The sequence below is a fragment of the Collinsella provencensis genome, from assembly GCF_900199705.1.
Classification (GTDB): Bacteria; Actinomycetota; Coriobacteriia; order Coriobacteriales; family Coriobacteriaceae; genus Collinsella; species Collinsella provencensis.
The window spans coordinates 1,659,485-1,683,239 of record NZ_LT904908.1; the positions used below are offsets into that span (position 1 = coordinate 1,659,485).

Here is a 23,755-nt window from a genome sequence, read left to right on the forward strand (position 1 = left end):
CGCTTGCCGAGGTGCTTTGCGCGCTCATGTTTTAGGAGGTAGATGGCATGGATATCGCTTTTATGGGTGCCGTGTCCCAGGGTGTGCTCTGGGGCATTATGGTGCTCGGCGTGTTCGTCACCTACAAGTTGCTCGACATCGCCGACCTCACTGTGGACGGCAGCTTTGCCTTGGGTGGCTGCGTGTGTGCAGTTGCCATTTTGAGCGGCTGCGACCCCATTGTGGCGGTTCTTGCCGCAACGGCGGCGGGCGCTCTGGCGGGCGCAGTCACCGGCTTGCTGCATACGCTGTTTGAGATTCCCGCCATTCTCGCGGGCATCCTCACGCAGATTTCTCTGTGGTCCATCAACCTGCGCATCATGGGCAAGTCCAACACACCGCTGCTCACGAGTCCCACGGTGTTCTCGCGCGCATCCGAACTCACGGGCCTGCCGCAGAGCTCGATTGCCATTATCGTGGGCGTGGTCGTTGCGATTATCGTGGTCGTTGTGATGTACTGGTTCTTTGGTACCGAGATCGGCTCCGCCCTGCGTGCAACCGGCAGCAATGAGCACATGATTCGCGCGCTAGGTGTGTCCACGGCAAAAACCAAGGTCATCGCCCTTACGCTCTCGAATGCGCTGGTGGGCCTCTCGGGTGGCCTGATTTGCCAGAGCCAAAAGTACGCTGACATCGGCATGGGTACGGGCGCCATCGTCATCGGCCTTGCGGCCATCGTCATCGGCGAGGTGCTCGGTCGTCTGACGCCGGGCAAGCTCACGGGATTCAAGAGCCGCCTCATTTCCGCTGTGGTCGGCTCTGTGGTGTACTTCCTCATCCGCGCAATCGTGCTGCAGATGGGTATGGACGCCAACGACATGAAGCTGCTTTCGGCCATTATCGTGGCGATTGCCCTGTGTGTGCCCGTTGTGTGGGAGAAGTACCAGCAACGATCGAGTTACTCGAAGGGCGGTGAGGCGAATGCTTAAGCTCACGTGTGTTAAGAAGACCTTCAACAAAGGCACCGTAACCGAGAAGTGCGCGCTTACCGGCGTCGACCTCACGCTTGAGGATGGCGACTTCGTTACCATCATCGGTGGTAACGGTGCAGGTAAATCCACATTGCTCAACATGATTGCGGGCGTATATCCGCTGGATTCCGGTACGGTGGAGCTCGATGGTCACGACATTTCGCGTCTGTCTGAGCCCAAACGTGCCATGTATCTTGGTCGCGTGTTCCAGGACCCCATGCGCGGTACTGCCGCTGATATGCAGATCGAGGAGAACCTTGCTCTCGCTCGTCGTCGTGGACAGCATCGCGGTCTTGCCTGGGGTATCACCAAGCAGGAACGCGAGGAGTATCCGGCGCTGCTCGCCAAGCTCGGCCTTGGCCTCGAGACGCGCATGTCCGCCAAGGTGGGCTTGCTGTCCGGTGGCCAGCGTCAGGCGCTCACGCTGCTTATGGCGACCCTTACCAATCCTAAGCTTTTGCTGCTTGACGAGCATACGGCGGCGCTTGACCCCAAAACGGCTGCCAAGGTGCTTGAACTCACCGAGCAGATCGTGGCGGAGCGCAACCTCACCACGCTCATGGTGACCCATAACATGAACGATGCCATTCGCCTGGGCAATCGTCTGATCATGATGCACGAGGGCAACATCATCTACGATGTGCGTGGCGAGGAGAAGAAGGCCCTTACCGTTCCCGACCTGCTTCAGAAGTTCGAGGAGGTCTCCGGCGGCGAGTTGGCAAACGACCGCATGCTGCTGAGCTAGTTCGGCTGCCCTTCTGGCTGTATTGAAAACAACGAAACCCGCTGTGACCTGAAAGGTTGCGGCGGGTTTTCTTTATGAGATACGGCTGTCGTTCCTGGACAAAAGGTGGGTAGAATCTGCTTAGTATCGGATGAATGGAGCGTGATATGAAGCTCATTTTGAGGCCTAAGCCCACCAGTGTATACAGCGAAGTTGAGGTTGCGACGCCGGAAGGAGCGCTGCTGTATTCTTCCGACACCGAGCCGCTTTCCGCTCCTCGCAAGAGTTATTTCAAAGACGCCAACGACGAGATCCTGGCAACTATCACCACGGTGCGCATGGACGATAAGAACCGCGCCCATCACGTGGTCACCTCCGATGGCCGCGTTTTTGACTTGGTGCGTAAGTTCCGCAATCCCGCGAGCACGACCGAGAGTTACATAAAGGTGGGTAGCACAGGATGGCAGGCCATAACGCGCAGAGCTTGGACCAGCAGATTTGAGATTCGTTCCAGCAGCGGTGATGTTTTGCTTCAGGCACGGCAGGTCGCTGGGGAGCGCGGCGACACGTACGAGCTCGATGTCAAAGACGAGGCTCATGTTGACGGCTTGGTGCTGCTTGCGCTCATCACGCGCTATGTCATGCACAAGGACGTGCCCGTTTCCGAGGGGTAGCAGCATATCGTTCTTGTTCGCAGATAACGAAGCCCGCGTTTCGTCGTTACGTTACGCGGGCTGTTTTTGTGTGCTGGGCTTATCGAGCCTCTAAATCGTCACTCGGCTTCTGGCCGTCCGTTCAGCTATTCCTTCTTACGCAGCGGTATGTTGCCATGACGAAAAACGAGGTAACTGTATACGAAAACCACTCCCGTAAGACCCAAGATGGCGATTACGAAGGTGGGCACCAAGAGCTCCTGAAAACGGGGAAGCGCCAGGCCGATAATCATGATCACAACGCCCATGAGCATGAAGATGAATCCACCGAATCGGTGTGTGAGACGCCAGTTTTGCTCGTTGTCGAGCGTCCAGGGCGTTTTGATGCCAAAGGTGTAGTTGCGCGGAACGCGCGGCAGGTAATTGCCCAAGAACAGAAAGAGGGCGCCCAGTGCTGTGCATACGGCAGCACCCATGGGGCTGTTATCTGTGGGCATGATGCCGAAGACCGTGAGCTCAATGCTCCAGCTTATGCAAATCATGAATACAGTAAATGCACCTACAAAGGCAGAGTAAAGCCCGGATACCCGCTCATAGGCGTGCCCGCGCGGATCGATTTTTGGCGTGACGTAAAACAGCAGGAGCATAAGGAGCGGAAGAGCATCGAGGAAAAGCGCGGTCCAGCGCTCACCCCATGAGTTAACGCTGCCATCGGCGCCCCAGTGAAGCGGTACGAGTTCGGGCAGATGCGGATAACACAGCAGATGAAGGACGAGATTCAACACGCAGAGGGCCACAAGTACGATCCATGCGCGTTTGTTTATGGGGTTGGGTGTCTTTTTCTCTTGCGGACCTGCGCCTTCGCGAAGCGGCTCGAGTGCGGACTCCTCACTCTGTGTGGTTATGCGGTCAGTTTCAGTCATGATTCTTGTCCTTGTCGGTAAAGGTGTAAAACCAGCTCATGAGGTCTTGCAGAACGGTCGTGTTGAGGCTGTACACCATGTTTTGACCTTCACGTCGAACATCTACCAGCTTAGATGCCTTAAGCGTATTGAGGTGATGGCTGATCGACGGTTTGGTCATGTCAAAATGCTCGGCGAGTTCACCCGCGGTGAGGTCGCCCATGCGCAGTAGCTCGAGGATGCGCCGTCGCGTTGGATCCGCGAGAGCTTTGAATGCTTCTCCTCCCATAGGGTTCCTTTCAATGACAGTGCCTGCAACATTGCGGGTCGTTTAGATTGTTAGATATTTAAATACTTTTCTAAATAACTGTCAAGAAGAATCGCTATTTTGAGACGCGGCGAGCGCATTTGTTACATACGATCTGGTTCCAATGCCCGGATTTTAGGCGTGGCGAGTTTTGATCCGATTCGTTAACGCTTGCACCTCGAAATGCGCTTGCTTTCGTAGAACGTGGCTACTTGGTTGTAGATGCAAAAGGGAACAGGACAGCGAGCGACGATGATGTCGGTGTCGGTGTTGCAAGGCTTTCGCGTGCGCGGGTTGTGTTCGGCAAGAGCCTGCTCGTTGGCCAGCAAATCACTCAAGGAGCAGCCGCAACGCATGGCAAGAATGAGGCGATCAATCGCCTCGGACTGCGATCGACGCATGCGACCCATACGGGGACCGTTTGCGCACGGGGCAACGAGCCGTCCCCCAGGCAAGGCGGCACCGCCCTGCCAGGCAACGCCCTTGTTATTGCATTGTTCGCGAAGCTGCGTGAGCGCTGCTACTGCTTTGGTTGGCTCAGGGTCATCGGTGCAGCTCAGAGCATAGAGACGCATCGGTTGGGAGGAATCAGAAGGCGTGGGGAGGGCTTCATGCGAAAGCATGACGGTTTGGAGCGGGAAGGGGCGCGCGGGCACCGTATCACTGGCGAAGATACGCTCATACACCTCGAGTGCTTCCAAAAGATCATCGGCGAGAAGCTGCAAAGTGATATCCGGATTGGAGAGCCCGGCATCTACGAGCGCCAAGATACATTCTCGGTTCACGTTTCCCTCCCTTCGCTTCAGTTCCTGTACGTAATGTTGCGGAACTTAATCCAGCAGATCCTCAATCACGCCGACACGGTAGTTCTTAAACACGATGCCGTCGCCGTCCTGCGTGGCATCCAAGTCGATGTCGGCCATGATGCCGAAGTCTCGGTCGCCATCGCTATCGGAGAAAACCTGGTGGACATGCCAGATGTGGTCGGTTTCCTCATCCGTTTCGTCAATGGACAGGAACGCGGCGGAGCGCGCATCGGCATCGGTGAGCAGCTCCACATGTGCTTCGAAGAACGCATCGAGCACGCGCTGCCAGCGCAGCTTGCCGTAGCCCCAATTTTCGTCGAGTTCGCCCAGATCATCAACCTTATTGCGCGCGGCAAGACGGACGCGCTGGAACAGCGCGTTGCGTACGAGCAGGTGCAAACCGCGGCGATCCTTGACCACCGCATCCTTGAGTTGAGGCGGCAATGCACCGGCATCACTGCCCGCAGATGCCCATTCGTCCACCAGGCTCGAGTCAACGGAGCGGATGACCAGGCCCAGCCACGCTATGATGTCGGTGAGCTGTTCGGTGCGGTGCTCTACGGGAACCGTGCGGTCGAGCGAACGGTACGCCTCAGTGAGATACCGCAGCAAAATACCCTCACAACGTGCGATTTTGTATTGTGCGATATAGCTTTTGAAGTCACAGCCGGATTCGAGCATGTCGCGCAGGACGGACTTGGGAGAGAGTTCGTAATCGTTGGCCCAGGGGACTTCGGCGCAGTATTGGGCAAACGCGGTGTCGAGCAGTTCGGCAAGCGGCCTGGGATAGGTCACGTCTTGCAAGCGCTCAACGCGCTCCTCATAGTCGACGCCCTCCGCCTTCATGGCATTCATCGCGGCATCGCGCGCGTGACGCTCTTGCGCCCGCAAGATTTGCTTGGGATCCTCAAGCGTTGCCTCAACCATCGAAATGAGATCGAGGTCATACTGCTCGCTTTCCGGGTCGAGCAGTTCAAGTGCGGCGAGCAAGAAGGGAGAAAGCGGCTGGTCAAGCGCGAAGTCTTCCGGCAAATCGACGGTGAGCATGTAATTTGCGGGTCCGTCGAGCGGATGATCGGATACGGTTTCCCCGATTGCCGCTTGCTCTTGCGAGGCGGTATCCCCGGTTGCGGCACGCACCGAGGTATCTGCCTCCTCCGCTTTGCGCTCTTGAGTTTCGTCGTCCGCTTTAACGGGCGTGCGTGCCACGATGCCCTCTTCGTCAACGGGCGTGCGCACAACGACGCCCGCATCGATCAGCGTTGCGAAGATTTCAGCGGCACGTGCCTTGAGCTTTACCTTTTCCGGCTCGGTTTGCAACGAGGCGTCGATAAGCTCCAAAATGCGTGTCCACGCGTCACCGCCTTGCTCGACTTCCGCGAGCACCATCGAATGCGTGATGCGCAAACGCGGACGTAGGGTCTCCGGTTCGCTCTCGATAAGGCGATCGAACGTCGTCTCGTTCCATACCACAAACCCTTCAGGCGCTTTTTTCTTCTTGAACTTCTTCATCTTTTTGGGGTCGCCCATGGCTTTGAGTTCGGCTTTGTGGTTTTCAATCTCGAACTCCGGAGCTTCGGCGATTACTACGCCCTCGGTATCGAATCCCGAACGCCCTGCGCGTCCGGCGATTTGGTGGAACTCGCGCGAGCGCAGACGGCGCTGCTTGTAACCGTCGAATTTGGTGAGACCCGTGAGCAATACCGTGTGGATGGGGACGTTGATACCCACGCCCAGCGTGTCGGTACCACAGATGACGGGGAGCAGCCCCTGTTGCGCGAGCTTTTCGACAAGCAAACGGTAGCGGGGAAGCATGCCGGCGTGATGAAGGCCCACGCCGCTCGAAATGAGATGCTTGAGCGTTTTGCCAAATGCCGTGGTAAAGTGTTCGCCCTTGATGGCGTCTTTGATGGCCTCGCGTTGCTCCTTAGTTGTGACACCGTAACTTGCCAGGGCACGTGCGCTGGTGAGCGCTGCGTCTTGGGAGAAGTGAACGATGTAGAGCGGAGAGTCGCCTTGGCGCAGGGCGAGTTCGACGGTGGCCTCGAGTGGCGTTTTCACATACTCATAGGAGAGCGGGACGGGTCGCGGTGCGTCCGCGATGAGCTCGAGGTCGCGGCCAGTGGTGCGCGAAAGCGTGGCGGCGATGGCGCTCATGTCGCCCAGCGTGGCGCTCATGAGCAGGAACTGCGCGTGGGGGAGTGTGAGCAGCGGAACCTGCCAGGCCCAGCCGCGGTCGGGATCGCTGAAGAAGTGGAACTCGTCCATAGCGACGCAGGCTACATCGGTGTCCTCGCCTTCGCGCAGCGCTTGATTGGCGAGGATTTCGGCGGTGCAGCAAATAACGGGGGCGGAGGTGTTGATATGCGAGTCGCCGGTGATCATGCCCACGTTATCGCGTCCGAGAATCTCGACAAGATAGAAGAACTTCTCGCTGACCAGCGCTTTGATGGGTGCAGTGTAATACGCCCTGCGTCCAGTGGCACGCGCCATGAACATCATGCCGAGTGCGACCAGCGACTTGCCCGACCCGGTAGGCGTGCCCAAAATCACATTGCTGCCGGCGGCGATGCTGAAGAGGGCGTCCTCCTGGTGTTGCCATGGCTCGATGCCACGCGCCGATGTCCACTCCAAAAAGCGCTCGTATGCCTCCTCTGTGGTGAGCCAGGGCTCTGGCTCGCTGCCGTCCTCCGGTTCCCACCAGCTGGGAGCCAGATCGCCCAGCGAACCGTGGACGAAGGGGTCGAATGTGCGGGTGTCCGTTTGATCGGTCATGAGGTCTCTCTTCTGATGTGCATGACGTGGGCGTTTGTTCTGGGTGGGAGCAAGGCTGGGGGCGTTGTCTCAGGCGGAGTGCGTCGCGTTGCCTGCGTTTATCGCATGCGCGCATTACACACGCTTTTTACGGCTTTCGTTACGGCGACGATTGCGCAGGTTGTCCACAGCATAGCTCATGCCATAGGGAATGTAATCGCTGGCAAACAGGTCTTCGGGGAGATAGTCGATAAGACTCAGCGGCATATCCTCTGCGGCTTGGAGCTGTTCGGTCGTTGCGGGAGTCGACGGCGGTGTAGCGTAAATCGCATGAACGGTGGCACCCTGCGCCGTCAATCGCTCTTCGTATTCGGTGATGGGCTGCTCGGGATGGGCGGCGCGATCGTCGTCCGTGGCGCATAAGATGTTCCACCCGAGTGCCTCGAACTGCGGCAGCGAATACTTATAGAGAGGTTCGCTGTCGGTGCGCAACGCAACGGTAGCGCTGCCGGCGAGCAGGGGGCGGTAGCCTTCCAGATGCTGTGCCGACGTTAGACGCAGACGTGCATGACGGCGCTTGGGGTGCGGCGTGGGGAAGTTGATCGAGATGGCGTCAAGCTCCCCTTCGGCGAAAATCTGGTCGAGCTTTGCCGCATCGCCCGGGATAACCAGCGCGTTTTTGATATCCTCGTCCAACACGAGCTGCGCGGCGTGCACCACGCAGACGGGCTCGCTGTCCATGCCGATGAAAAGCGTCGTAGGGTGCCGCTTGGCCATGGCGGCAATGTAGGCGCCCTTTCCGCAACCAAGGTCGAGATGTACGCGTTCAAAGCGCGATACGCCTTCGGCGCACAAGGGAAAACAGGCCTCTGCCCAACGCCCGCGATATGCGGCAGCGTTGGTCTCAATGGCGTCGGCCGCACGTTCAATGCGCTGGTCGAGGACGAAGTTTTTGGGCATGCGTGCATGCATGGATGTGCTCTCGCTTTTCTAGAGTTTTTCGAGGACAAGGTACCGATTGAGGTTACCAGATGCGCCGTCTGCTGAGTAGCGTTCGCGCTCGCGAACGTCCGCGCCCATAGAGGCTACAAGCTCGTCGATTTCCGTTTCGGAGAAATGATGGCAGTACCGCAGCGGGTTGCTGTCCGATTGCCAGCCCAGGAAGTGATCGTTTTCGTCGAGGTGGGTAGGGTTGAAGGGCGGATCGGCATCAGCCCCGAAATCCTTGCGTTGTGCGATCTCATCGGCTTGCAAGGCCTTGCGTGCAAGACGCTCGTCATGCATGAACTGCCAGAAAGATATGACGACCAAGCCATGGGCCTTAGTATGTGCAAGCAGGTCGGAAAGCACTTGTTTGCGCAGGTCGACGCCGGGGACATGATGCATGAATCCAAAGCAGACGGAGAGATCGCAGACGGAAATCCCGCCGAGGGGATCTGCGTGATTGCAGTAGCGCTCGAGGATATCGACCTCGTGATAGACAATCGATCGGCTGTGAAGCGTGTCGGTGTCTACAAGGGCTGGGCAGCAATCAACGGCATGGAAGGTGAGGGGAGAATCAGTGTGGCGCTCACCTGCTGTACGGCTTTCAATTGCATCCTTCTCACCCAAAAAAGCACTGGTGAGGAACTGCTCGAAACGCAAGTTACCGCATGCGAGGTCAAGTACCGTGCGAGCTTTGTTATTCGTGTCGACGTCGCCCCACCCACAAGAGCGGAGCACATCGACAAGGCGTTTCCATCCGTCCCACGGTGCAGAGCGTGTAGAGGAAAACGATGCCGTATGCTGCGAGTAAAACGAATTGTTGAGCGCGATGAGCGCGCGAGCAGTTGCGGTGTCCATGTGCCTCCTTCCGTTGGTATTGTAATGGCCCATCCGGACATGGGGTGCCTTATTGGAAACGAATTCCATGTTGATGGGGGCATCAGACGCCCGACGTACGGAATGGCGTACAATTTGTACGCATGGAAGAGATTATTTTGCAGATACTTGATACGCTGCGGGCAGGCGGCACGGTGGATGACCGCACGCTGCTCAAGCTGAGCCATGCCGCAGCGCGTCGCGCGGACTCCGACAAGCGCATGTTTGCCAAGCGCCGTCTGCTGCCGTTTTACCAAGATATCAAGCGCAATGACCCCGTGCGATGGAAAAGCTGGAACGTTACGCCCGAGCTGGAGGAACAGCTCGTTTCCGTTTTGCGCATGAAGCCCCGACGCAGCGCTTCCGGCGTGGCGACCATCACGGTCATTACCAAGCCGTGGCCCTGCGGTGGCGATTGTCTGTTCTGCCCCAACGACATTCGCATGCCCAAAAGTTACCTACATGGTGAACCTGCGTGCGAGCGGGCTGAGCAAAACTGGTTCGATCCGTATCTTCAGGTGGCATCTCGCCTCACCGCGTTGTCCCAGATGGGGCATTCGACGGACAAAATCGAGCTCATCGTGCTTGGTGGTACGTGGAGCGATTATCCGCAAGGCTATCAAATCTGGTTCATCTCGGAGCTGTTCCGGGCGCTCAACGACAACGCAACGGCGACAGTGCAAAATGGCGATTCTTCGCATCACGTGGGTTGTTCACAGGATGTGGATCTTCGTCCAATAGATGCGGTGCAGGCACCTGGCAATGCATTCGGCGACATGGGGCGTACCGTTTCAGAGCGGCGGGCGTTTTACCGACACGCCGGATTCCCCCAAAATGCAACTGACTTCGATGCGTTTTCCCAGCAGTCCCAAAGCGAACTCAATGCATTGCGGTATTCGTATAACCAGGCGTTTCGAGAGCTTTACGGTACAAGTTCCGCGTGGAGCCGCGCCGCGCGCATGCAAACAGCGAACTTGGAAGATCTCGAACAGCTGCAGCACGCAAATGAGACGGCGCGGCATCGCGTGGTGGGTTTGGTTATCGAGACGCGCCCCGATGCCATTTCTCCGCAGTCGCTTGCGCTCATCCGGCGCCTCGGGTGCACCAAGGTCCAGATGGGAATCCAAACGCTTCGCCAGGACGTACTCGATGCAAATGACCGCGGTATTTCGGTTGCTCGCATCCAGGATGCCTTTGAGCTGCTGCGTATCTTCGGTTTCAAAATCCATGCGCATGCGATGGCGAATCTGTACACCGCCACGCCCGAGCTCGATAAGCAGGATTTCCAGCGTTTGGTCGAAGATGCTCCATTCCAACCCGACGAAATCAAGCTCTATCCGTGCGCGCTGATTGAAGGCGCGCGGCTGTGCAAGTATTTCCAAGATGGCTCATGGCGTCCCTACACTGAGGACGAGTTGCTCGATGTGCTGGTGAGCGATGTGGCGGTAACGCCTCCGTTCTGTCGTATTTCGCGCATGATTAGGGATTTCTCATCCAAAGACATCTTGGTGGGTAACAAAAAGCCTAACCTGCGCCAACTTGTTGAGCAACGTCTTCGCGAGCAGGGAAATACCCAGGGTATTCAGGAGATTCGTTTTCGCGAGGTGGGCACGGCGAATGTCGACGTGAACGCGCTTCGACTTGACATCGTCTCGTATGAGACGAGCAATACGAGTGAGCGATTCCTTCAGTGGGTTACTCCCGAGAATCGCATTGCTGGGTTCCTTCGTCTCTCACTTCCTCACGCTGCATATGTTGAGCGGCGTGCCGGCGACCTTCCCGTTGAATGTGATGAGGCGATGATTCGCGAGGTTCACGTGTATGGCATATCGACGCAACTCGGCGAGGACGGCGCTTCAGCGCAGCATCTTGGCCTGGGTAAGCGCCTCGTAGAACGCGCGTGCGGGCTAGCATGTGAGGCGGGCTATCAGCGGCTCAACGTTATCAGCGCCGTGGGGACGCGCGAATACTACCGACACTTGGGATTTGTGGATCACGGTTTGTACCAGCAAAGAAGGTTGTCATGAGCAGGGGAAAGCTCGATATCACCTCCGCCGCGGGAATCGCTGTCGGCGTGGCAATCGGCGCGGTTGCTGTGGGTGCCGCGGCTGTTGCCGTTGGTTCTCAATGCTTGCAGATCGTTCGCACGCGCGCTGGAGTTGCACGCGTCAAGATGATTCGCGGCGAGCAAGGCGAGCGCGTGCGCGTCTTGCAGCAAGGTGGCGTATTCCAAAGCGCGACGTATCTGGATGAGCGACGCTTTGAACCCGTGTTTTCGTATTACCGAGCCTTTGATGCGATGTTTGAGGCTGAGCCCGCTATGCGCGAGTTGGCAGGTCACGGCATAGAGCGCGTTTTGATGCTTGGCGGTGGAGGTTTTTCTTATCCAAAGCACGCGTTATCGCAACATCCTGAACTGACCATGGACGTGGTGGAAATCGACCCGGGTATTGTCAGGATCGCTCGCCGCTGGTTCTTCCTCGATGAGCTCGAGCGTAAAGTGGGCGAGCGCCTGAATATACACACCGAGGATGCGCGCATCTACCTGGCCGAGGCCGCGAACGCAGACGTACGATATGACGTGATTGTAAATGACTGCTTTACGGGTGCGAATCCCGTTTGCGCATTGGCAACGGTCGAAGCTTTGCGTCAAGTTAAGGAGTGCTTGCGTCCAGGAGGTTTGTATCTTGCCAATGTGGTATCTGAAAACGCTGGATGTAACATTGAGTTCCTGCGCAATGCGCTGACGACGGCCGCGGTCATTTTCTCTCGCGTAGCTATCATTCCCTGCGAGGACGAGGTCTTCGGAGGAGAAGATAACTATCTGCTCGTTGCTTCTGACGCGTCCTATGACTTTTCAGGTTGTATGCCATTTGATGAGGCCCTTTTCAGCACGGTGCTTCATGACGGCGATTCGCCTGCATCCTAATGTGCCGAGCATGTCCCATTAATTCGAATCGACCTCCGTTCTACTGCGCCCTCATCAGCCGTCTCAAAGGTTATGCGCGCCATTCGAGCACGCGTTTGCGCATCCCTTCGATGTCGAGCACACCTTCGGCGAATCCTTTGCGAATGAGCTCCTCGGGTAGGAACTCGTCGTATTTGTCAAAACGTGGAACTTCACCTGGATATACGAGTTCCAAAGGCTCGAATTCCGCTTCGGCTTCTGCGGTTACCACATCGAAGAATGTTTCGGCATCGGCATCCATCTGGAACTGCATGAAGTAGGGGCGAGAAGGGTCCAGTCCACGCAGGCCCAGCTGCGAGGCGCACTTGATTTTGAGCAAACGTTCCAAGGCGAGGAATGCATAACTGCCCAGCCAAGGAAAGAGCGCCCAGGTGTTGCCCCCCAAATTGATAAGGGGGCTGGCGTCTCGCCCAACAACGCCGGCGTTGTGAGCAACATGACGTGAGTGATTGAGGCGTGCCCGTGCGTTTTCCATTAGATACGGGTAGGGTTCATGCTCCTCAAGGGCACGTTTCATGCGTTCGAGGATGCGTGTATTGATATCTCCCGCAACATCGCCAAAATACGCCGGCACGCGGCCTTTGACCTGCGTGCAGTAAACCAGGCGTCGTTTCCAGTCCACTTCTTCAACGAGCCAGCAATGACCTGCAATGGCGATTCGCTCCCCCGCAGGCGGTGGGTTGACGATCGTTCCAAGCTCGGCGCTGTCCGATCTGACCGTGAACTCTTCGTTTTCCTGGAACACGGCATAAAACTTGTGGGAGTTGATGATTCGCTCGCCGGCGATACCCACAATGAGCCCACCCGTTTCGGTAACTTCGATGTGGTCGATTTCGATGAGATAACACAATAGGCAGCGAAGGTCGTCAGGTGAAACGCGGTGAAAATAGGTCAGAGTGAGTACGCGAGCGGCCAATTCAGCGGGGGACATTTCTCCGCAACTCGTGAGGATTCCCATTACCTGATGGTAGAGCAGGCTATAGGGCAAACGATCGAGGGCAGGCGGTTCGACCCAGTGTTCCTCGCGGTAGAGCTGCACGAGTGCAATGCCTTGGAGTAGTTTCCAAGGAATGCTCTCGGGCATCATCATTCGCGGTTCGGGCTGTTCTTCTCGCATTACAAAATGCATCTCCGGTGGCATACCGCGACGTCCGGTTCGACCCATGCGCTGCAAGAAGCTCGACACCGTAAAGGGTGCGTCGATTTGGAATGCGCGTTCGAGGCGACCGATGTCGATGCCCAGCTCAAGTGTTGCGGTGGTGATGGTGGTTTGCACTTGCTCTTCATCGCGCATGAGCTCTTCGGCGGTCTGACGAAAGGCGGCAGAGAGGTTGCCATGGTGAATGAGGAATCGATCGGGTTCGCCGTTTGCCTCGCAGTAGCCGCGCAGACTCGTGCAAACCGCCTCAGCGTCTTCGCGCGAGTTGACGAATACCAGGCATTTGCTACCTCGCGTGTGCTCGAAGATATAGCCAAGACCCGGATCGGCATCACGCGGCGCCATGTCGGTAGTGGTAAGAAGTGCCTGCTCGTTCGGTCCCTCGATGCGCACTTCGTCGGGTTTGGGCAGCTCATGGGATTGTCCTGTGTTTGTTACATCCGCAGGAATAATCCCCTGTGCGTCCTGCGCGCGTTCCGGTGCCTGGGGACCCGAGATGTAGAAATGCTCCATCGACAAGCGCCACGTGCGTCGCGGTTCCTCAAAGCGTGGAATCACGCATCCGCGCGTGGTTCCTGCAGCGAGGAATGCTCCCGTTCGTTCCGGATCGCCGATAGTCGCCGAAAGCCCGATGCGGCGCGGATCGACACCCGCCAAGCGCGAGAGGCGTTCAATCAGGCAGAGGGTTTGTCCACCGCGGTCCCCGCGCAACAGCGAGTGCACCTCGTCGATTACGATATAGCGTAAGTCGCCGAAAAGCCGTCCGACCATTTGATGCTTGTGCAAGAGGAGTGCCTCAAGTGACTCGGGCGTGATTTGCAAGATGCCGGATGGATGTTTGAGTAGCTTGGCTTTGTGCGAGGCAGACACATCTCCATGCCAGTGCCATACGGGGATGTCCGCCTCTTCGCAAAGGTCGTTCAGTCGGTAAAATTGGTCGTTGATAAGGGCTTTGAGCGGGGCGATATACAACGCTCCCACTGTTGCAGGTGGGTCTCCCCAGAACTCTGAGAGGATGGGGAAGAAGGCGGCTTCGGTTTTTCCCGATGCGGTCGAGGCGGTGAGCAGCACGTGGTCATCGGTATTGAAAATGGCATCGGCCGCAGCCACCTGAATGGCGCGCAACGACTCCCATTCATGAGCGTAGATGAAGTCCTGCACAAACGGCGCGTATCGATCAAACGTGTTCACGAATCAACCTCCCTCCATCGAGCAGCTTCATCTTAGCATAATACGAACAAATGTTCTATTATTATAGTAATCTGACACTGTCTGTGTCGCGATTGCCTGGAATCTTTCTCGAGTAATCGGTTGGATTTGCTACATGCATTTAGAAACGTTCGCAGTGATACTTCACGCCTGGCGTGTCTCTCATTCAAGAAGCCAGTCCAGTGCGTAAACCTGACGGATACCGTTATGCGATATTTCTCCAATGTCATCCAGAGTGATGAGTGTTTTGGGGTAGCTGTCGTTTATTGCTTCGAGAGACGATAGCTCTCGTTCAAGTGTTGTTTGGTCTTTCACGCTTTGAGAGACCTGATAATACTTCCGACCTTCGTAACCATTGGTTACGAAATCAATTTCACCGCGTGTTCCTTGGCCGACATAGACCTCGCCTTCACGTCTTCGAAGTTCGAGGTAAACGATGTTTTCTAGCAACCTGCCTTCATCTCGAAGGTTGTTTGAACAGGATATGCGACGCATACCCAAATCGGCAGCATAGTATTTTCTCTCTCGCTGCATCACCCGTTTGCCGCGCAGGTCAAATCTGGACGCAGAATAAAAGATATAGGAAGAACAAAGGCCCTCAAGATAATCAGAAACCGTCTCGGGGGCAATTCGAATGCCAGATGATGCGAATGCCTTCGAGATCGAGTTTGGCGTTATGAGGTTTCCAACGTTGTCGAATAGATACGTGGCAACCGATGAGAGTTTGTCGGTTCCTTTGATTCCGAGGCGCGCAATAACATCTTTCAGTAGGACGGTATCCAAGATTCCCTGCAGGTAATCGTGGACAATACTGGGATGATTGGCGAATTCGGACACGGCGGGCATTGATCCATTTTGTAGGTATTCAGACCAGATACGGGTTAGCGAAGAGAGGGGCTCGTTTGGATGTTGAGCTTTTGCTGATACGAATTCCGCAAAAGAAAGCGGAAGCACCTCGATTTCTACGTATCTGCCAGACATAAGTGTTGCGAGGGTGCCACGCAGCAGTTTCGCGTTGGAGCCGGTCACATACAGATCGATATTAGGCCTGATGTAGAGGCTGTCGATTGCTTTTTGAAATTCGGGTACGTTTTGGATTTCGTCTATGAGCACATAATTCATTCCTGATGGCGCGCAGCGATGCAGCACTTCATCGTGAAGCACGTGATATTCCAGGAGCTTTTCACTTTCTAGTAGTTCAAGGTTGATGTGAATGATGTTACGGCTCTCGATTCCGCGCGAGCGGAGGGTATTTGCCCACATTTCCATGAGGGTGGATTTTCCGCAACGACGCACGCCGGTCAACACTTTGATTACGTTTCGATTGGCCCATCGTGAGACCTTTTCGATATATTTTGGCCGTTCAATCATGAGGCGCTCCTAAGATAATTCAGATACAACTGAATTATATGCGATTGATTGAAAAAATTTCAGTTATAACTGAAATAGCTATAAAAGATGAAACTGTCGATGGTGTCCGCGATGTTATGTTTCAGCGACGAATTTCTTTTCTTAAATCGTGAACTCAGCGAATGGGGCGTCCGATGAAGTTCCGCTCGTTCCCATGGCGCTGGTCGCACTTTCTACTCTTATTCCATCCGACATGGTTGCCCCACCTGCTGTGCCTGCAAATTCAACGCCCATGCCCTCCGATGCTCCATTCCATCCGCCTGTCCGTGCTAGAAGATCCGCCATGTTGGCATCGGGATTCTGATACATGATGTCCAACAGTTCGATGAAGTCGCGGATGACCTCGCGCGGGGTGAGGTGCGTATCTGCGCCAACGCGACCGAACTCGATCTTCAGGAAATCGACCAGATCATCTACCGCAAGCGTGCATTCATATCCAAAATATCCGGCGTGGATTTGCGCGAGTTTTTCAATCAGAACGAGCAGCTCTTCATACGTGAGCGGGTGCAGGCGAATGATGGGTGCGAGCATGTCGCGCATGTCCTCGCGGGCAAATCGCCCCTGCGTCAGACGACTGCGCAGCGCCTCGTAGGAGAACACGCCGCGCCTGCGGTCTTCGATGCTGGTGGGCGTACCGCCCATGATGATGCCCAAATGCTGAGCTTTTCCCTGCAGCGTGTCGTTGTACATCTGCAGAATCTTCTCGTAGTTATATTGGCGCGTAATGGCGTTGGGAATCTTGTACAGGTTTACCAGCTCGTCGATGAGCACAAGCAGTCCCTTGTATCCCGCGCCGACCAAGAAGCGCGCCATGAGCTTGATGTAGTCGTACCAGCCGTCATCGTCGATGATGGTCGTGATGCCCAGATCTGCCCGCGCCTCAGTTTTGGTGCGGTACTCGCCGCGCAGCCATTTGACGGCGCTTGCCTTCCGCTCGTCATCGCCCTCGCGATTGGCCGTGCGGTATATGTCGAGCACTCGGGTGAATTCGAATCCGTGTACGAGCTCCTGCAGTTCCAGCATTTGCGCGCTGAGGCTGCACGACGCAACCGAATCGGCATCCATGGTCGCTTCCGCTTCGATGTTGGCGACCCAGCGATCGAGGATGAGGTTGAGCGCCCCTCCTTCAGGGCGCGTTTTGGTGGAAAGGTTGCGCACAAGCTCGCGGTATGTGGCAAGGCCCTGCCTCTGGCCTCCCTGCAGACGTCGTTCGGGGGAGAGGTCGGCATCGGCGACTACGAAGCCCTCACCCATGGCGTGTGTGCGAATGGTTTGCAGCAAAAAGCTTTTGCCCGCACCGTAACGCCCCACGAGGAATCGAAAGCTCGCGCCTCCATCTTCGATGAGCTTTAGGTCTGTGAGCAGCGCTTGGATTTCAAACTCGCGTCCCACGGTGATGTAAGGCAAGCCGATGCGCGGCACCACGCCGCCCTTGAGGGAGTTCAGCACCACGGCAGCCACGCGCTTGGGAACGCGCGGTGCGTTCTGGCCGAGGCTCGTTTGAGTCGGTGTGGGTTGGTTCGCAGGGTTATGCGCATTGGGCATGGTCGATGAATCCTTCCACATCGCTTCGATAGTCTTCAATGAGCTCGGGTCCCTCTGATCCATATTCGATCACGGTGTCCCCGATGAGGTCGAATAGCGCTTCGTTAATGGCGTCGACCAGCATGTCTTCCGACATGTCCGATGTCCGCAAAGCTTCCTTTTGCGCCGTTTCGTCCCCCTCATACAGGGCTTGGATATAGGCGCGTTGATCGCACGTCAAAGGCGAATTTAACTCTGTCGCCGCGCCCAGTGGTTGCATTAAAGTTGGCGCAACGTCAACAGGTTTGCCACGTTCTAGGGCACTATCTTTTCCATCGAAGGAACCTGTTGAAGAGCTCGGTTTGGGGGACGTGTCCATGTGTGTGTACATGTGCTCGTTCAACTTAGCGGGGACATCAATACATCCTGTAAGCTCGGCAGGCGTTTCCGCACATTCAGGCAACGGAGTTGTTGCGCTGATCATCACTTCGCTGCCTGCCTTCCTGCCGGTCGTTCCCTCATCGGGTATCGCGGCATCAAGCATTGCCCCGCCCCGCCCGTCGCGTTCCTCATCGATGAGTAGGGACTCGCGTGTGGCCTCCGCCGCAAAGCGAATACCCGCAAGCTGCGAAAGATCGATGTCGATGCGTCGCGGTGCGTGTGCTTCGCTCCAAGAAAGCCAGATCTCAATCTCCTGATCAATGAATTTCTGCAGGTACTTCGGAGTTTTATCCATTTTCTTGAGCGGGTGCTCGAACTCCAGGGCCTCTCGCAATGAGCGATCAACAGCGTGCATCATGCTTCCCAATTTGGGACTTTTCGATCTACTTCCATGGTGTCGCTCGCAGGTCCAATACCCGCGCGAGCACCGATATCGATGGATTTCGTCAAGCTCATAGACGCAATCCTCGTGCTCCTTCTCGGCAAAAAAGACCGCCGACCCAAACATCGTATAAGGCAGTGCCACCTCCTCGCCAAACCAGCTCTCCAACAAGGTCCCTTTTCGATGTTTACGATGGTATGCGCTCATGCGGACAAAGACCGCACAGGCAACATGGCACAGGGCAGCGGGTTGTTCCTTGTACAGTTTGCTTCCAGTGAGGCGATACGTCGAAAGCGCGTTGATGGCGTGGAATAGCGGTTCTTCCAGCTCAGTGCGGACGGGAAGAGGGAGTGCGGATGCAGCGTTCTTTTTCCTGCGCGATTTGGTGCGGCTCTGCGGCGTCTCAAGCGATTCACTTGGGCTTTGAGCTGCAGCGGGCTCCTGTAAATGTTCAGCTGTACCCATCTGCTCCATCTCAAAGTAACGCGCGGCCTGTTCGTCCGCTCGGCGTAACGCGATGAGCGAACGGTCAAACGCCAGCGTTTTATACGGTTCAAGCAGCTCTGCGGGCAGGTTGTGGTAGACCGCGTAGTCTTGGAGCCACACGCCTGCAAAGCGGTCGATTTCGGGGGAGAACGCACGATACGCTTGCCAGAAGCGTTCGATTGTGCGGAACCCGCCGAGCGGGTCCGTCACGCCGATGCCGTTGATGAGCTCATAGAGGTACACATACGCATAGGACAGCGAGGTCCGCTCAATTTCACCGCTCCGCACCGCCGTGCGCCATGCGAAATACCCCCGCAACTGACGGTCGCTCATGGCATTGTACGTGGGGAAATACGACTTGAAGGAACCTTCGTACGGGCAGTTGTCCTCAAAGTCCTCCATGAATTTGCCCTGACGGTAGAAGAGCTCGGCTTCCGAGAGCCATCTGCCCCGCTTACCGTCAGTGCTCTGCTCCCACCGCGATATCGCGCGCATTTCCCGATAGCGGTTCGGCAAGTTCGAAGCCGTCCGTTGTTCGAGCTCGAACGTGGGCTCGATCGACGGATGCGCATGTGCAGGTCGCTCGTCGTTTACGGCATGCGTAACGGTTTTTGGAAGACGCACATGTGCGAATCGCTCGTCGGCCAGGATGCGCTCGATGATCTGTTTTGCCTCGGGCTTGCTGCCGTTCATGGGCGTGCGCGGAGAGGGGCGGCTCGATCTCCTTTGCGGAATCGGTTCGTCCCGGTACAACTGATCGTCCATGTCCCCTCCCTTCGCGGTTCGATGCGTCTTGCACGTTCATCTGCAACGGCAATTCGACGCTTGTGGTAACAAATCATTCTATCATGACATCGAACGTGCGTTCTTGTTATCAAGAGAGAAGGGCGTGGCGCGCTGCTCGTCAAGGAATTGAAAAGAAGGGGGAAGGACGCGATGCGCCGTCCGTCAGGAAGGGGGAAGGACGCGATGCGCCGTCCGTTAGGACGTCGTCAATAAGACGGGGGGCGGTTCGCTGTTCGCCTGGGCGTTGTCAAATCGTGCAGTCAAAGCGTGCGGTATGTTAAAGCTGCTCGATTTCAGGGCCGAATGACGCGTCCCCTCGTTGATCTCCAATCGGTCGGCTATACTTTCCCATGCTAAAGCTATCGTGCAATCGCGTCGATGCGTGCCGGGGCTGATGCCGCAGCCGTATCGAATGTCATTGATGGGAAGGAAAACGAGTATGGCAGATCCAGTGAAGCTTTACGACGGTGGTGTGTTCCTGCTGGACGGCAAGGAGCTTGTTGCTGCCAAGGATGCCCAAGGTGTTGCGGAGCGTGACGGACGCGTGCTCGACCCCGAAGCCGCTCGTTGTGGGACCATGGCGTACGGCATTTTGGAGGCGCACAATACGAGCGGCTCCATGGACCAGCTCAAGATTCGTTTTGACGCTCTTGCCAGCCACGACATTACGTATGTGAACGCCATCCAGACGGCTCGCGCTTCGGGCATGACCGAGTTCCCGCTGCCGTACGTGCTCACCAACTGCCACAACACGCTGTGTGCGGTCGGCGGCACCATCAATGAGGACGATCACGTTTTCGGTCTTTCCGCTGCCAAGAAGTTCGGCGGCATCTTTGTTCCGCCGCACATCGCTGTTATCCACCAGTACATGCGCGAGATGCAGGCGGGCTGCGGCAAGATGATCCTCGGCACCGACTCGCACACCCGTTACGGTGCTCTGGGCACCATGGCCATTGGCGAGGGCGGTGGCGAGCTGGTCAAACAGTTGCTGAACAATACGTATGACGTGGCGTATCCGCGCGTGGTCGCGGTGTATCTCGAAGGTGCCCCCGTGCCGGGCGTCGGTCCGCAGGACATCGCGCTCGCACTCGTGCGCGCGGTGTTTAACTGCGGATATGTCAAGAACGCCGTTATGGAATTCGTGGGTCCGGGCGTATCCAGCATGACGACCGACTACCGCAACGGTGTGGACGTCATGACCACGGAGACCACCTGCTTGTCTTCCATTTGGCGCACGGACGAGGACACCCGCGCCTTCCTGGCCGAACATGGCCGTGCGGACGATTACCGCGAGCTCAACCCCGCGCCGGTTGCGTACTACGACGGCTGTGTGCGCGTCGACCTGTCGGCGGTTCGCCCCATGATCGCTCTGCCGTTCCATCCGTCCAACGCCTTTGAGATCGACGAGCTCAACGGCAACCTCGACGAGCTTTTGGCCGAGGTTGAGCAGCGTGCTCTCGAGATCGGTGGCGGGCGTGCAACGCTTTCGCTGCGTGACAAGATTGATAGCAATGGTCGTTTGCACGTGCAGCAGGGTGTTATCGCCGGTTGCTCGGGCGGTACGTTTACCAGCGTGATGCAGGCCGCGCGCGCTTTGCGCGGCAAGAATTGCGGCAACGGCGAGTTCGCGTTGTCGGTCTATCCGAGTTCGCAGCCGGTGTTCCTGGAGTTGGCAAGCAACGGCGCCGCGTTGGAGCTCATGCAGGCAGGCGCCATTCTGCGCACGGCGTTCTGCGGTCCGTGTTTTGGCGCGGGCGATACGCCGGCGAACAACGGTCTTTCCATCCGCCACACTACGCGCAATTTCCCTAACCGTGAGGGTTCAAAGCCGGGAAACGGCCAGCTCACGGGCGTTGCGCTCATGGATGCCCGTTCCATTGCGGCAACTGCCGCTGCGGGCGGAGTGCTGACGCCGGCAACCGATTTGCCCGTCGACACGTGGGATGAGCAGGTGGTGTACCACTTTGATGCAAGCGCGTATGAGCATCGCGTGTACCAGGGTTTTGGTGCGGGCAACAAGGATTCCGAGCTCGTCTATGGACCCAATATCAAGGACTGGCCCGAGATCGAACCGCTGGCCGATAACATCCTGCTGCGTGTGGCATCCAAAATCATGGACGATGTCACTACGACCGACGAGCTGATTCCCTCGGGCGAGACGAGTTCGTATCGCTCCAACCCGCTCGGTTTGGCTGAGTTCACGCTGAGCCGTCGCGATCCGGAGTACGTGGGTCGCGCCAAGGAGATTGCCAAACTTGAGGCCGCGCGTCTTGCAGGCGAGGCTGTCCCTGAGGTTACCCCTGTGTTCGATGCCCTTCGCGGCGCAGGCGCGCTTGAGGGTGTTGCTTCCGCCGAGGTTGAAATTGGCTCGATGATTTACGCGGTGAAGCCCGGTGACGGCTCTGCTCGCGAGCAGGCTGCGAGCTGCCAGCGCGTGCTCGGCGGTCTTGCCAACATCACGCGCGAATATGCCACCAAGCGCTATCGCTCCAACGTGATGAACTGGGGCATGTTGCCGTTCCAACTCGATGGCGACCCCATGTTTGAGGTGGGGGATTACGTGTTCGTCCCGGGCATTCGCGCCACGCTCGATGGCGATCTGTCCCGCATTCCCGCTTGGGTAGTTCGTGCGGACGGCTCGGTTGAGGAAATCGAGCTGAGCATCGCTGAGATGACGCCCGAAGAGCGCGAGATCGTAAAGGCCGGTTGCCTGATTAACTATAACCGCCAGTAGTTGTCATCAACATGTCGTTGAAAAGGCCGGTTCGTCCATTGGCGAGCCGGCCTTTTTGTTTGTTGGGATGGATTTAACGTTTGATGAGTCTTCGGGCATTTCTGTCCGGCAACTTTTTCTTTTGTTTTGAGCCGAAAGTGGCAAAAAATGCCAGATTTGCACGGTTGGGTTAGGAAGAAAAGTCAATCGAGAGGCGTCTCAAACGCTTTGTGCAATCTGCCGGCCAATCGTTCCCATTAAAAGCGCAGGTCGTGGAGAACTGCAACAGTTATGTTGTTGCGGCAGCTGAGTCTCAAGCGCTCTGTGTATGCGACTCGAGCTTACAATCTGGCATTTTTTGCCAAATTGACTTTGTTTCATCAAAAAAAGTTGCGGGAAAGGGATTTCAGGCTTATCGATTCTGCTCAAATGGACCGGTTCAGCGCCGCCATAACCAAGCGCACCACATCGTTTATATGAACGCGAGCAACGCGGCGATGACCACGGCAGGTAGCAAGTTTGCGGGTTTGAATGTCTTAGGCCAGATGAGGTTTACGCCAACGCAGAAGATCAGCAAGCTGCCCACGAGCGACAGGTTTAACAGTGCCGCCGTGGTAAAGATGGGCTCAAGCACGCGTGCCAGCAGCGTCATACCGCCTTCAAACACAAGGATCGGCAGTGCGGAGAAAATGCATCCGCGTCCCATACCCGCGGTCATCACGCAAACGGTCACCGCGTCAATGGCCCCCTTGAGAGCGAGGGTGGACCAGTCGCCCGTCACGCCGTCTTGGATGGAGCCGACAATCGCCATGGCGCCAATGCTGACAGTCAGTGAGCAGGTCACGAATGCATTGACAAAGGAGGCGTCGTTCTGGCTGCCGGTGCGTTGCTTGAGCCACTCGCCGAATTGCTCAATGTGCGCTTCAAGGTCGAGCATCTCGCCAATCAGGGCTCCGCCCGACATCGAGATGAGCATCATCATGGAGCCGCTGCCGACCAGATGCGTTCCCTCGACACTCATCATGTGTTCAATGGCGCCGCTCAGTCCCACGAACAGGATGCAAACGCCAATAGCCTTGAGCAGCGTGTCCTGGATGCGTTCGGTGATGAACCTGCCAAACATAAGCCCGGCCAGACCGCCCGCTATGACGAGCCCAACGTTGATGAGCGTTCCCAAACCTATCATGCAGCGTGCCTCCGCCGTAAATCATCCATTTGTTCGCACGTCAGCATAGCACCCATGGATATCGGTTCGGTGCCGGAAATCGAGATAGCGGAAAAGCGGCGCGTGAGGAGCGGACAAGGAAAAGCAGCCCGCATAGGAAACAGGTGTAATTCAGTTGCAGCGAGACAGCGTTATGCGAAAGCGACGTTATGCATTTTGGTCGAGCCAAGCGATGATGTCGCTCGATTCGTATAGCGGTTCACCATCGATGAACAGGCATGGAACCTGGCGTTTTCCACCTACGCGAACGAGCGCCTCGGCGGCTTCGGCATCAACAGAGATGTTGCGCTGCTGCAGCACGATGCCGCGCTCCTTCATAAAATTGAGCACTTTAACGCAAAATGGGCATGTCGGTTTCATGTATAAAACGAGGTCGTGGTCGTTCATGGGCATGGCGCCTCCTTTTGGTGGCGATTAAATATCCACCTTGTACCCT

18 protein-coding genes are annotated in these 23,755 nt (G+C 56.7%); 6 read left to right on the top strand and 12 right to left on the bottom strand.

Going from position 1 to position 23,755, the window contains the following annotated elements; translation table 11 throughout:
• Positions 1–47: 47 nt before the first annotated feature.
• The 3 genes from C1711_RS07355 to C1711_RS07365 all read left to right on the top strand — a co-directional run bounded on the left by C1711_RS07355 (position 48) and on the right by C1711_RS07365 (position 2,408).
• Entirely contained in the window at positions 48–968 is a 921-nt protein-coding gene (locus tag C1711_RS07355; RefSeq protein WP_102338440.1) for an ABC transporter permease, read from the top strand.
• Positions 961–1,755 carry an ABC transporter ATP-binding protein gene (locus C1711_RS07360; RefSeq protein WP_102338441.1) on the top strand — a complete coding sequence of 265 codons (795 nt, stop codon included), beginning with the start codon at positions 961–963 and terminating at the stop codon, positions 1,753–1,755. Before C1711_RS07355 ends, C1711_RS07360 begins: the two co-directional genes overlap by 8 nt.
• A gap of 146 nt (positions 1,756–1,901) precedes the next feature.
• A complete protein-coding gene (locus C1711_RS07365) occupies positions 1,902–2,408 on the top strand; it encodes an LURP-one-related/scramblase family protein (RefSeq protein WP_102338442.1) in 507 nt (168 codons plus the stop codon).
• Positions 2,409–2,533: 125 nt separating this feature from the next.
• Here C1711_RS07365 and C1711_RS07370 read toward each other — a convergent pair whose 3' ends face one another.
• The 6 genes from C1711_RS07370 to C1711_RS07395 form a co-directional block, all read right to left on the bottom strand.
• Positions 2,534–3,310, bottom strand: a complete 777-nt coding sequence (locus tag C1711_RS07370) for an SdpI family protein (protein WP_102338443.1) — start codon at positions 3,308–3,310, stop codon at positions 2,534–2,536.
• Positions 3,303–3,578, bottom strand: a complete 276-nt coding sequence (locus tag C1711_RS07375; protein WP_102338444.1) for an autorepressor SdpR family transcription factor — start codon at positions 3,576–3,578, stop codon at positions 3,303–3,305. The genes C1711_RS07370 and C1711_RS07375 overlap by 8 nt, the downstream gene beginning before the upstream one ends.
• 182 nt (positions 3,579–3,760) lie before the next feature.
• Complete coding sequence (locus C1711_RS07380; RefSeq protein WP_102338445.1) at positions 3,761–4,381, bottom strand: hypothetical protein; 621 nt, start codon at positions 4,379–4,381, stop codon at positions 3,761–3,763.
• Positions 4,382–4,426: 45 nt separating this feature from the next.
• Positions 4,427–7,177, bottom strand: coding sequence for a DEAD/DEAH box helicase (locus C1711_RS07385; RefSeq protein WP_102338446.1), 2,751 nt, complete (start codon positions 7,175–7,177; stop codon positions 4,427–4,429).
• A gap of 114 nt (positions 7,178–7,291) precedes the next feature.
• Positions 7,292–8,116, bottom strand: coding sequence for a tRNA (guanosine(46)-N7)-methyltransferase TrmB (gene trmB, locus C1711_RS07390; protein ID WP_234346338.1), 825 nt, complete (start codon positions 8,114–8,116; stop codon positions 7,292–7,294).
• Between the two features lie 30 nt (positions 8,117–8,146).
• Positions 8,147–8,998 (bottom strand): hypothetical protein, encoded by an 852-nt coding sequence (locus C1711_RS07395; protein ID WP_102338448.1) that lies wholly within the window; start codon positions 8,996–8,998, stop codon positions 8,147–8,149.
• Between the two features lie 122 nt (positions 8,999–9,120).
• On the opposite strand from C1711_RS07395, the gene C1711_RS07400 reads away from it, so the two are divergent.
• Together C1711_RS07400 and C1711_RS07405 are read left to right on the top strand one after the other, a co-directional pair.
• Positions 9,121–11,043 carry an elongator complex protein 3 gene (locus C1711_RS07400; RefSeq protein WP_102338449.1) on the top strand — a complete coding sequence of 641 codons (1,923 nt, stop codon included), beginning with the start codon at positions 9,121–9,123 and terminating at the stop codon, positions 11,041–11,043.
• A complete protein-coding gene (locus tag C1711_RS07405) occupies positions 11,040–11,945 on the top strand; it encodes a spermidine synthase (protein WP_102338450.1) in 906 nt (301 codons plus the stop codon). Before C1711_RS07400 ends, C1711_RS07405 begins: the two co-directional genes overlap by 4 nt.
• 70 nt (positions 11,946–12,015) lie before the next feature.
• On the opposite strand, the gene C1711_RS07410 is transcribed toward C1711_RS07405, so the two are convergent.
• The 4 genes from C1711_RS07410 to C1711_RS07425 all read right to left on the bottom strand — a co-directional run bounded on the left by C1711_RS07410 (position 12,016) and on the right by C1711_RS07425 (position 19,360).
• Positions 12,016–14,334: a DEAD/DEAH box helicase gene (locus C1711_RS07410; RefSeq protein ID WP_102338451.1), complete on the bottom strand. Its 2,319-nt coding sequence runs from the start codon at positions 14,332–14,334 to the stop codon at positions 12,016–12,018.
• Between the two features lie 180 nt (positions 14,335–14,514).
• Entirely contained in the window at positions 14,515–15,723 is a 1,209-nt protein-coding gene (locus C1711_RS07415; protein ID WP_102338452.1) for an ATP-binding protein, read from the bottom strand.
• 141 nt (positions 15,724–15,864) lie between these two features.
• Positions 15,865–17,307 carry an ATP-binding protein gene (locus C1711_RS07420; RefSeq protein WP_102338453.1) on the bottom strand — a complete coding sequence of 481 codons (1,443 nt, stop codon included), beginning with the start codon at positions 17,305–17,307 and terminating at the stop codon, positions 15,865–15,867.
• A complete protein-coding gene (locus C1711_RS07425) occupies positions 17,291–19,360 on the bottom strand; it encodes a TerB N-terminal domain-containing protein (RefSeq protein WP_102338454.1) in 2,070 nt (689 codons plus the stop codon). Before C1711_RS07425 ends, C1711_RS07420 begins: the two co-directional genes overlap by 17 nt.
• Before the next feature lie 460 nt (positions 19,361–19,820).
• Between C1711_RS07425 and C1711_RS07430 the strand changes: the two genes are divergently transcribed.
• A complete protein-coding gene (locus tag C1711_RS07430; RefSeq protein WP_102338455.1) occupies positions 19,821–22,115 on the top strand; it encodes a hydratase in 2,295 nt (764 codons plus the stop codon).
• A 451-nt stretch (positions 22,116–22,566) separates the two neighbouring features.
• On the opposite strand, the gene C1711_RS07440 is transcribed toward C1711_RS07430, so the two are convergent.
• Together C1711_RS07440 and C1711_RS07445 are read right to left on the bottom strand one after the other, a co-directional pair.
• Entirely contained in the window at positions 22,567–23,280 is a 714-nt protein-coding gene (locus C1711_RS07440) for a DUF554 domain-containing protein (RefSeq protein WP_199824865.1), read from the bottom strand.
• Between the two features lie 186 nt (positions 23,281–23,466).
• Positions 23,467–23,712 (bottom strand): glutaredoxin family protein, encoded by a 246-nt coding sequence (locus tag C1711_RS07445; protein WP_234346344.1) that lies wholly within the window; start codon positions 23,710–23,712, stop codon positions 23,467–23,469.
• Positions 23,713–23,755: the final 43 nt, after the last annotated feature.

Excerpts from the sequence above, each read along its gene's own strand:
- C1711_RS07420 (WP_102338453.1), bottom strand. The coding sequence starts at position 17,307 with ATGCCCAATGCGCATAACCCTGCGAACCAACCCACACCGACTCAAACG.
- C1711_RS07360 (WP_102338441.1), top strand. The coding sequence starts at position 961 with ATGCTTAAGCTCACGTGTGTTAAGAAGACCTTCAACAAAGGCACCGTA.
- C1711_RS07430 (WP_102338455.1), top strand. The coding sequence starts at position 19,821 with ATGGCAGATCCAGTGAAGCTTTACGACGGTGGTGTGTTCCTGCTGGAC.
- C1711_RS07370 (WP_102338443.1), bottom strand. The coding sequence starts at position 3,310 with ATGACTGAAACTGACCGCATAACCACACAGAGTGAGGAGTCCGCACTC.
- C1711_RS07395 (WP_102338448.1), bottom strand. The coding sequence starts at position 8,998 with ATGGACACCGCAACTGCTCGCGCGCTCATCGCGCTCAACAATTCGTTT.
- C1711_RS07405 (WP_102338450.1), top strand. The coding sequence starts at position 11,040 with ATGAGCAGGGGAAAGCTCGATATCACCTCCGCCGCGGGAATCGCTGTC.
- C1711_RS07365 (WP_102338442.1), top strand. The coding sequence starts at position 1,902 with ATGAAGCTCATTTTGAGGCCTAAGCCCACCAGTGTATACAGCGAAGTT.
- trmB (WP_234346338.1), bottom strand. The coding sequence starts at position 8,116 with ATGCCCAAAAACTTCGTCCTCGACCAGCGCATTGAACGTGCGGCCGAC.
- C1711_RS07445 (WP_234346344.1), bottom strand. The coding sequence starts at position 23,712 with ATGCCCATGAACGACCACGACCTCGTTTTATACATGAAACCGACATGC.
- C1711_RS07385 (WP_102338446.1), bottom strand. The coding sequence starts at position 7,177 with ATGACCGATCAAACGGACACCCGCACATTCGACCCCTTCGTCCACGGT.
- C1711_RS07415 (WP_102338452.1), bottom strand. The coding sequence starts at position 15,723 with ATGATTGAACGGCCAAAATATATCGAAAAGGTCTCACGATGGGCCAAT.
- C1711_RS07355 (WP_102338440.1), top strand. The coding sequence starts at position 48 with ATGGATATCGCTTTTATGGGTGCCGTGTCCCAGGGTGTGCTCTGGGGC.
- C1711_RS07400 (WP_102338449.1), top strand. The coding sequence starts at position 9,121 with ATGGAAGAGATTATTTTGCAGATACTTGATACGCTGCGGGCAGGCGGC.
- C1711_RS07440 (WP_199824865.1), bottom strand. The coding sequence starts at position 23,280 with ATGATAGGTTTGGGAACGCTCATCAACGTTGGGCTCGTCATAGCGGGC.
- C1711_RS07425 (WP_102338454.1), bottom strand. The coding sequence starts at position 19,360 with ATGGACGATCAGTTGTACCGGGACGAACCGATTCCGCAAAGGAGATCG.
- C1711_RS07375 (WP_102338444.1), bottom strand. The coding sequence starts at position 3,578 with ATGGGAGGAGAAGCATTCAAAGCTCTCGCGGATCCAACGCGACGGCGC.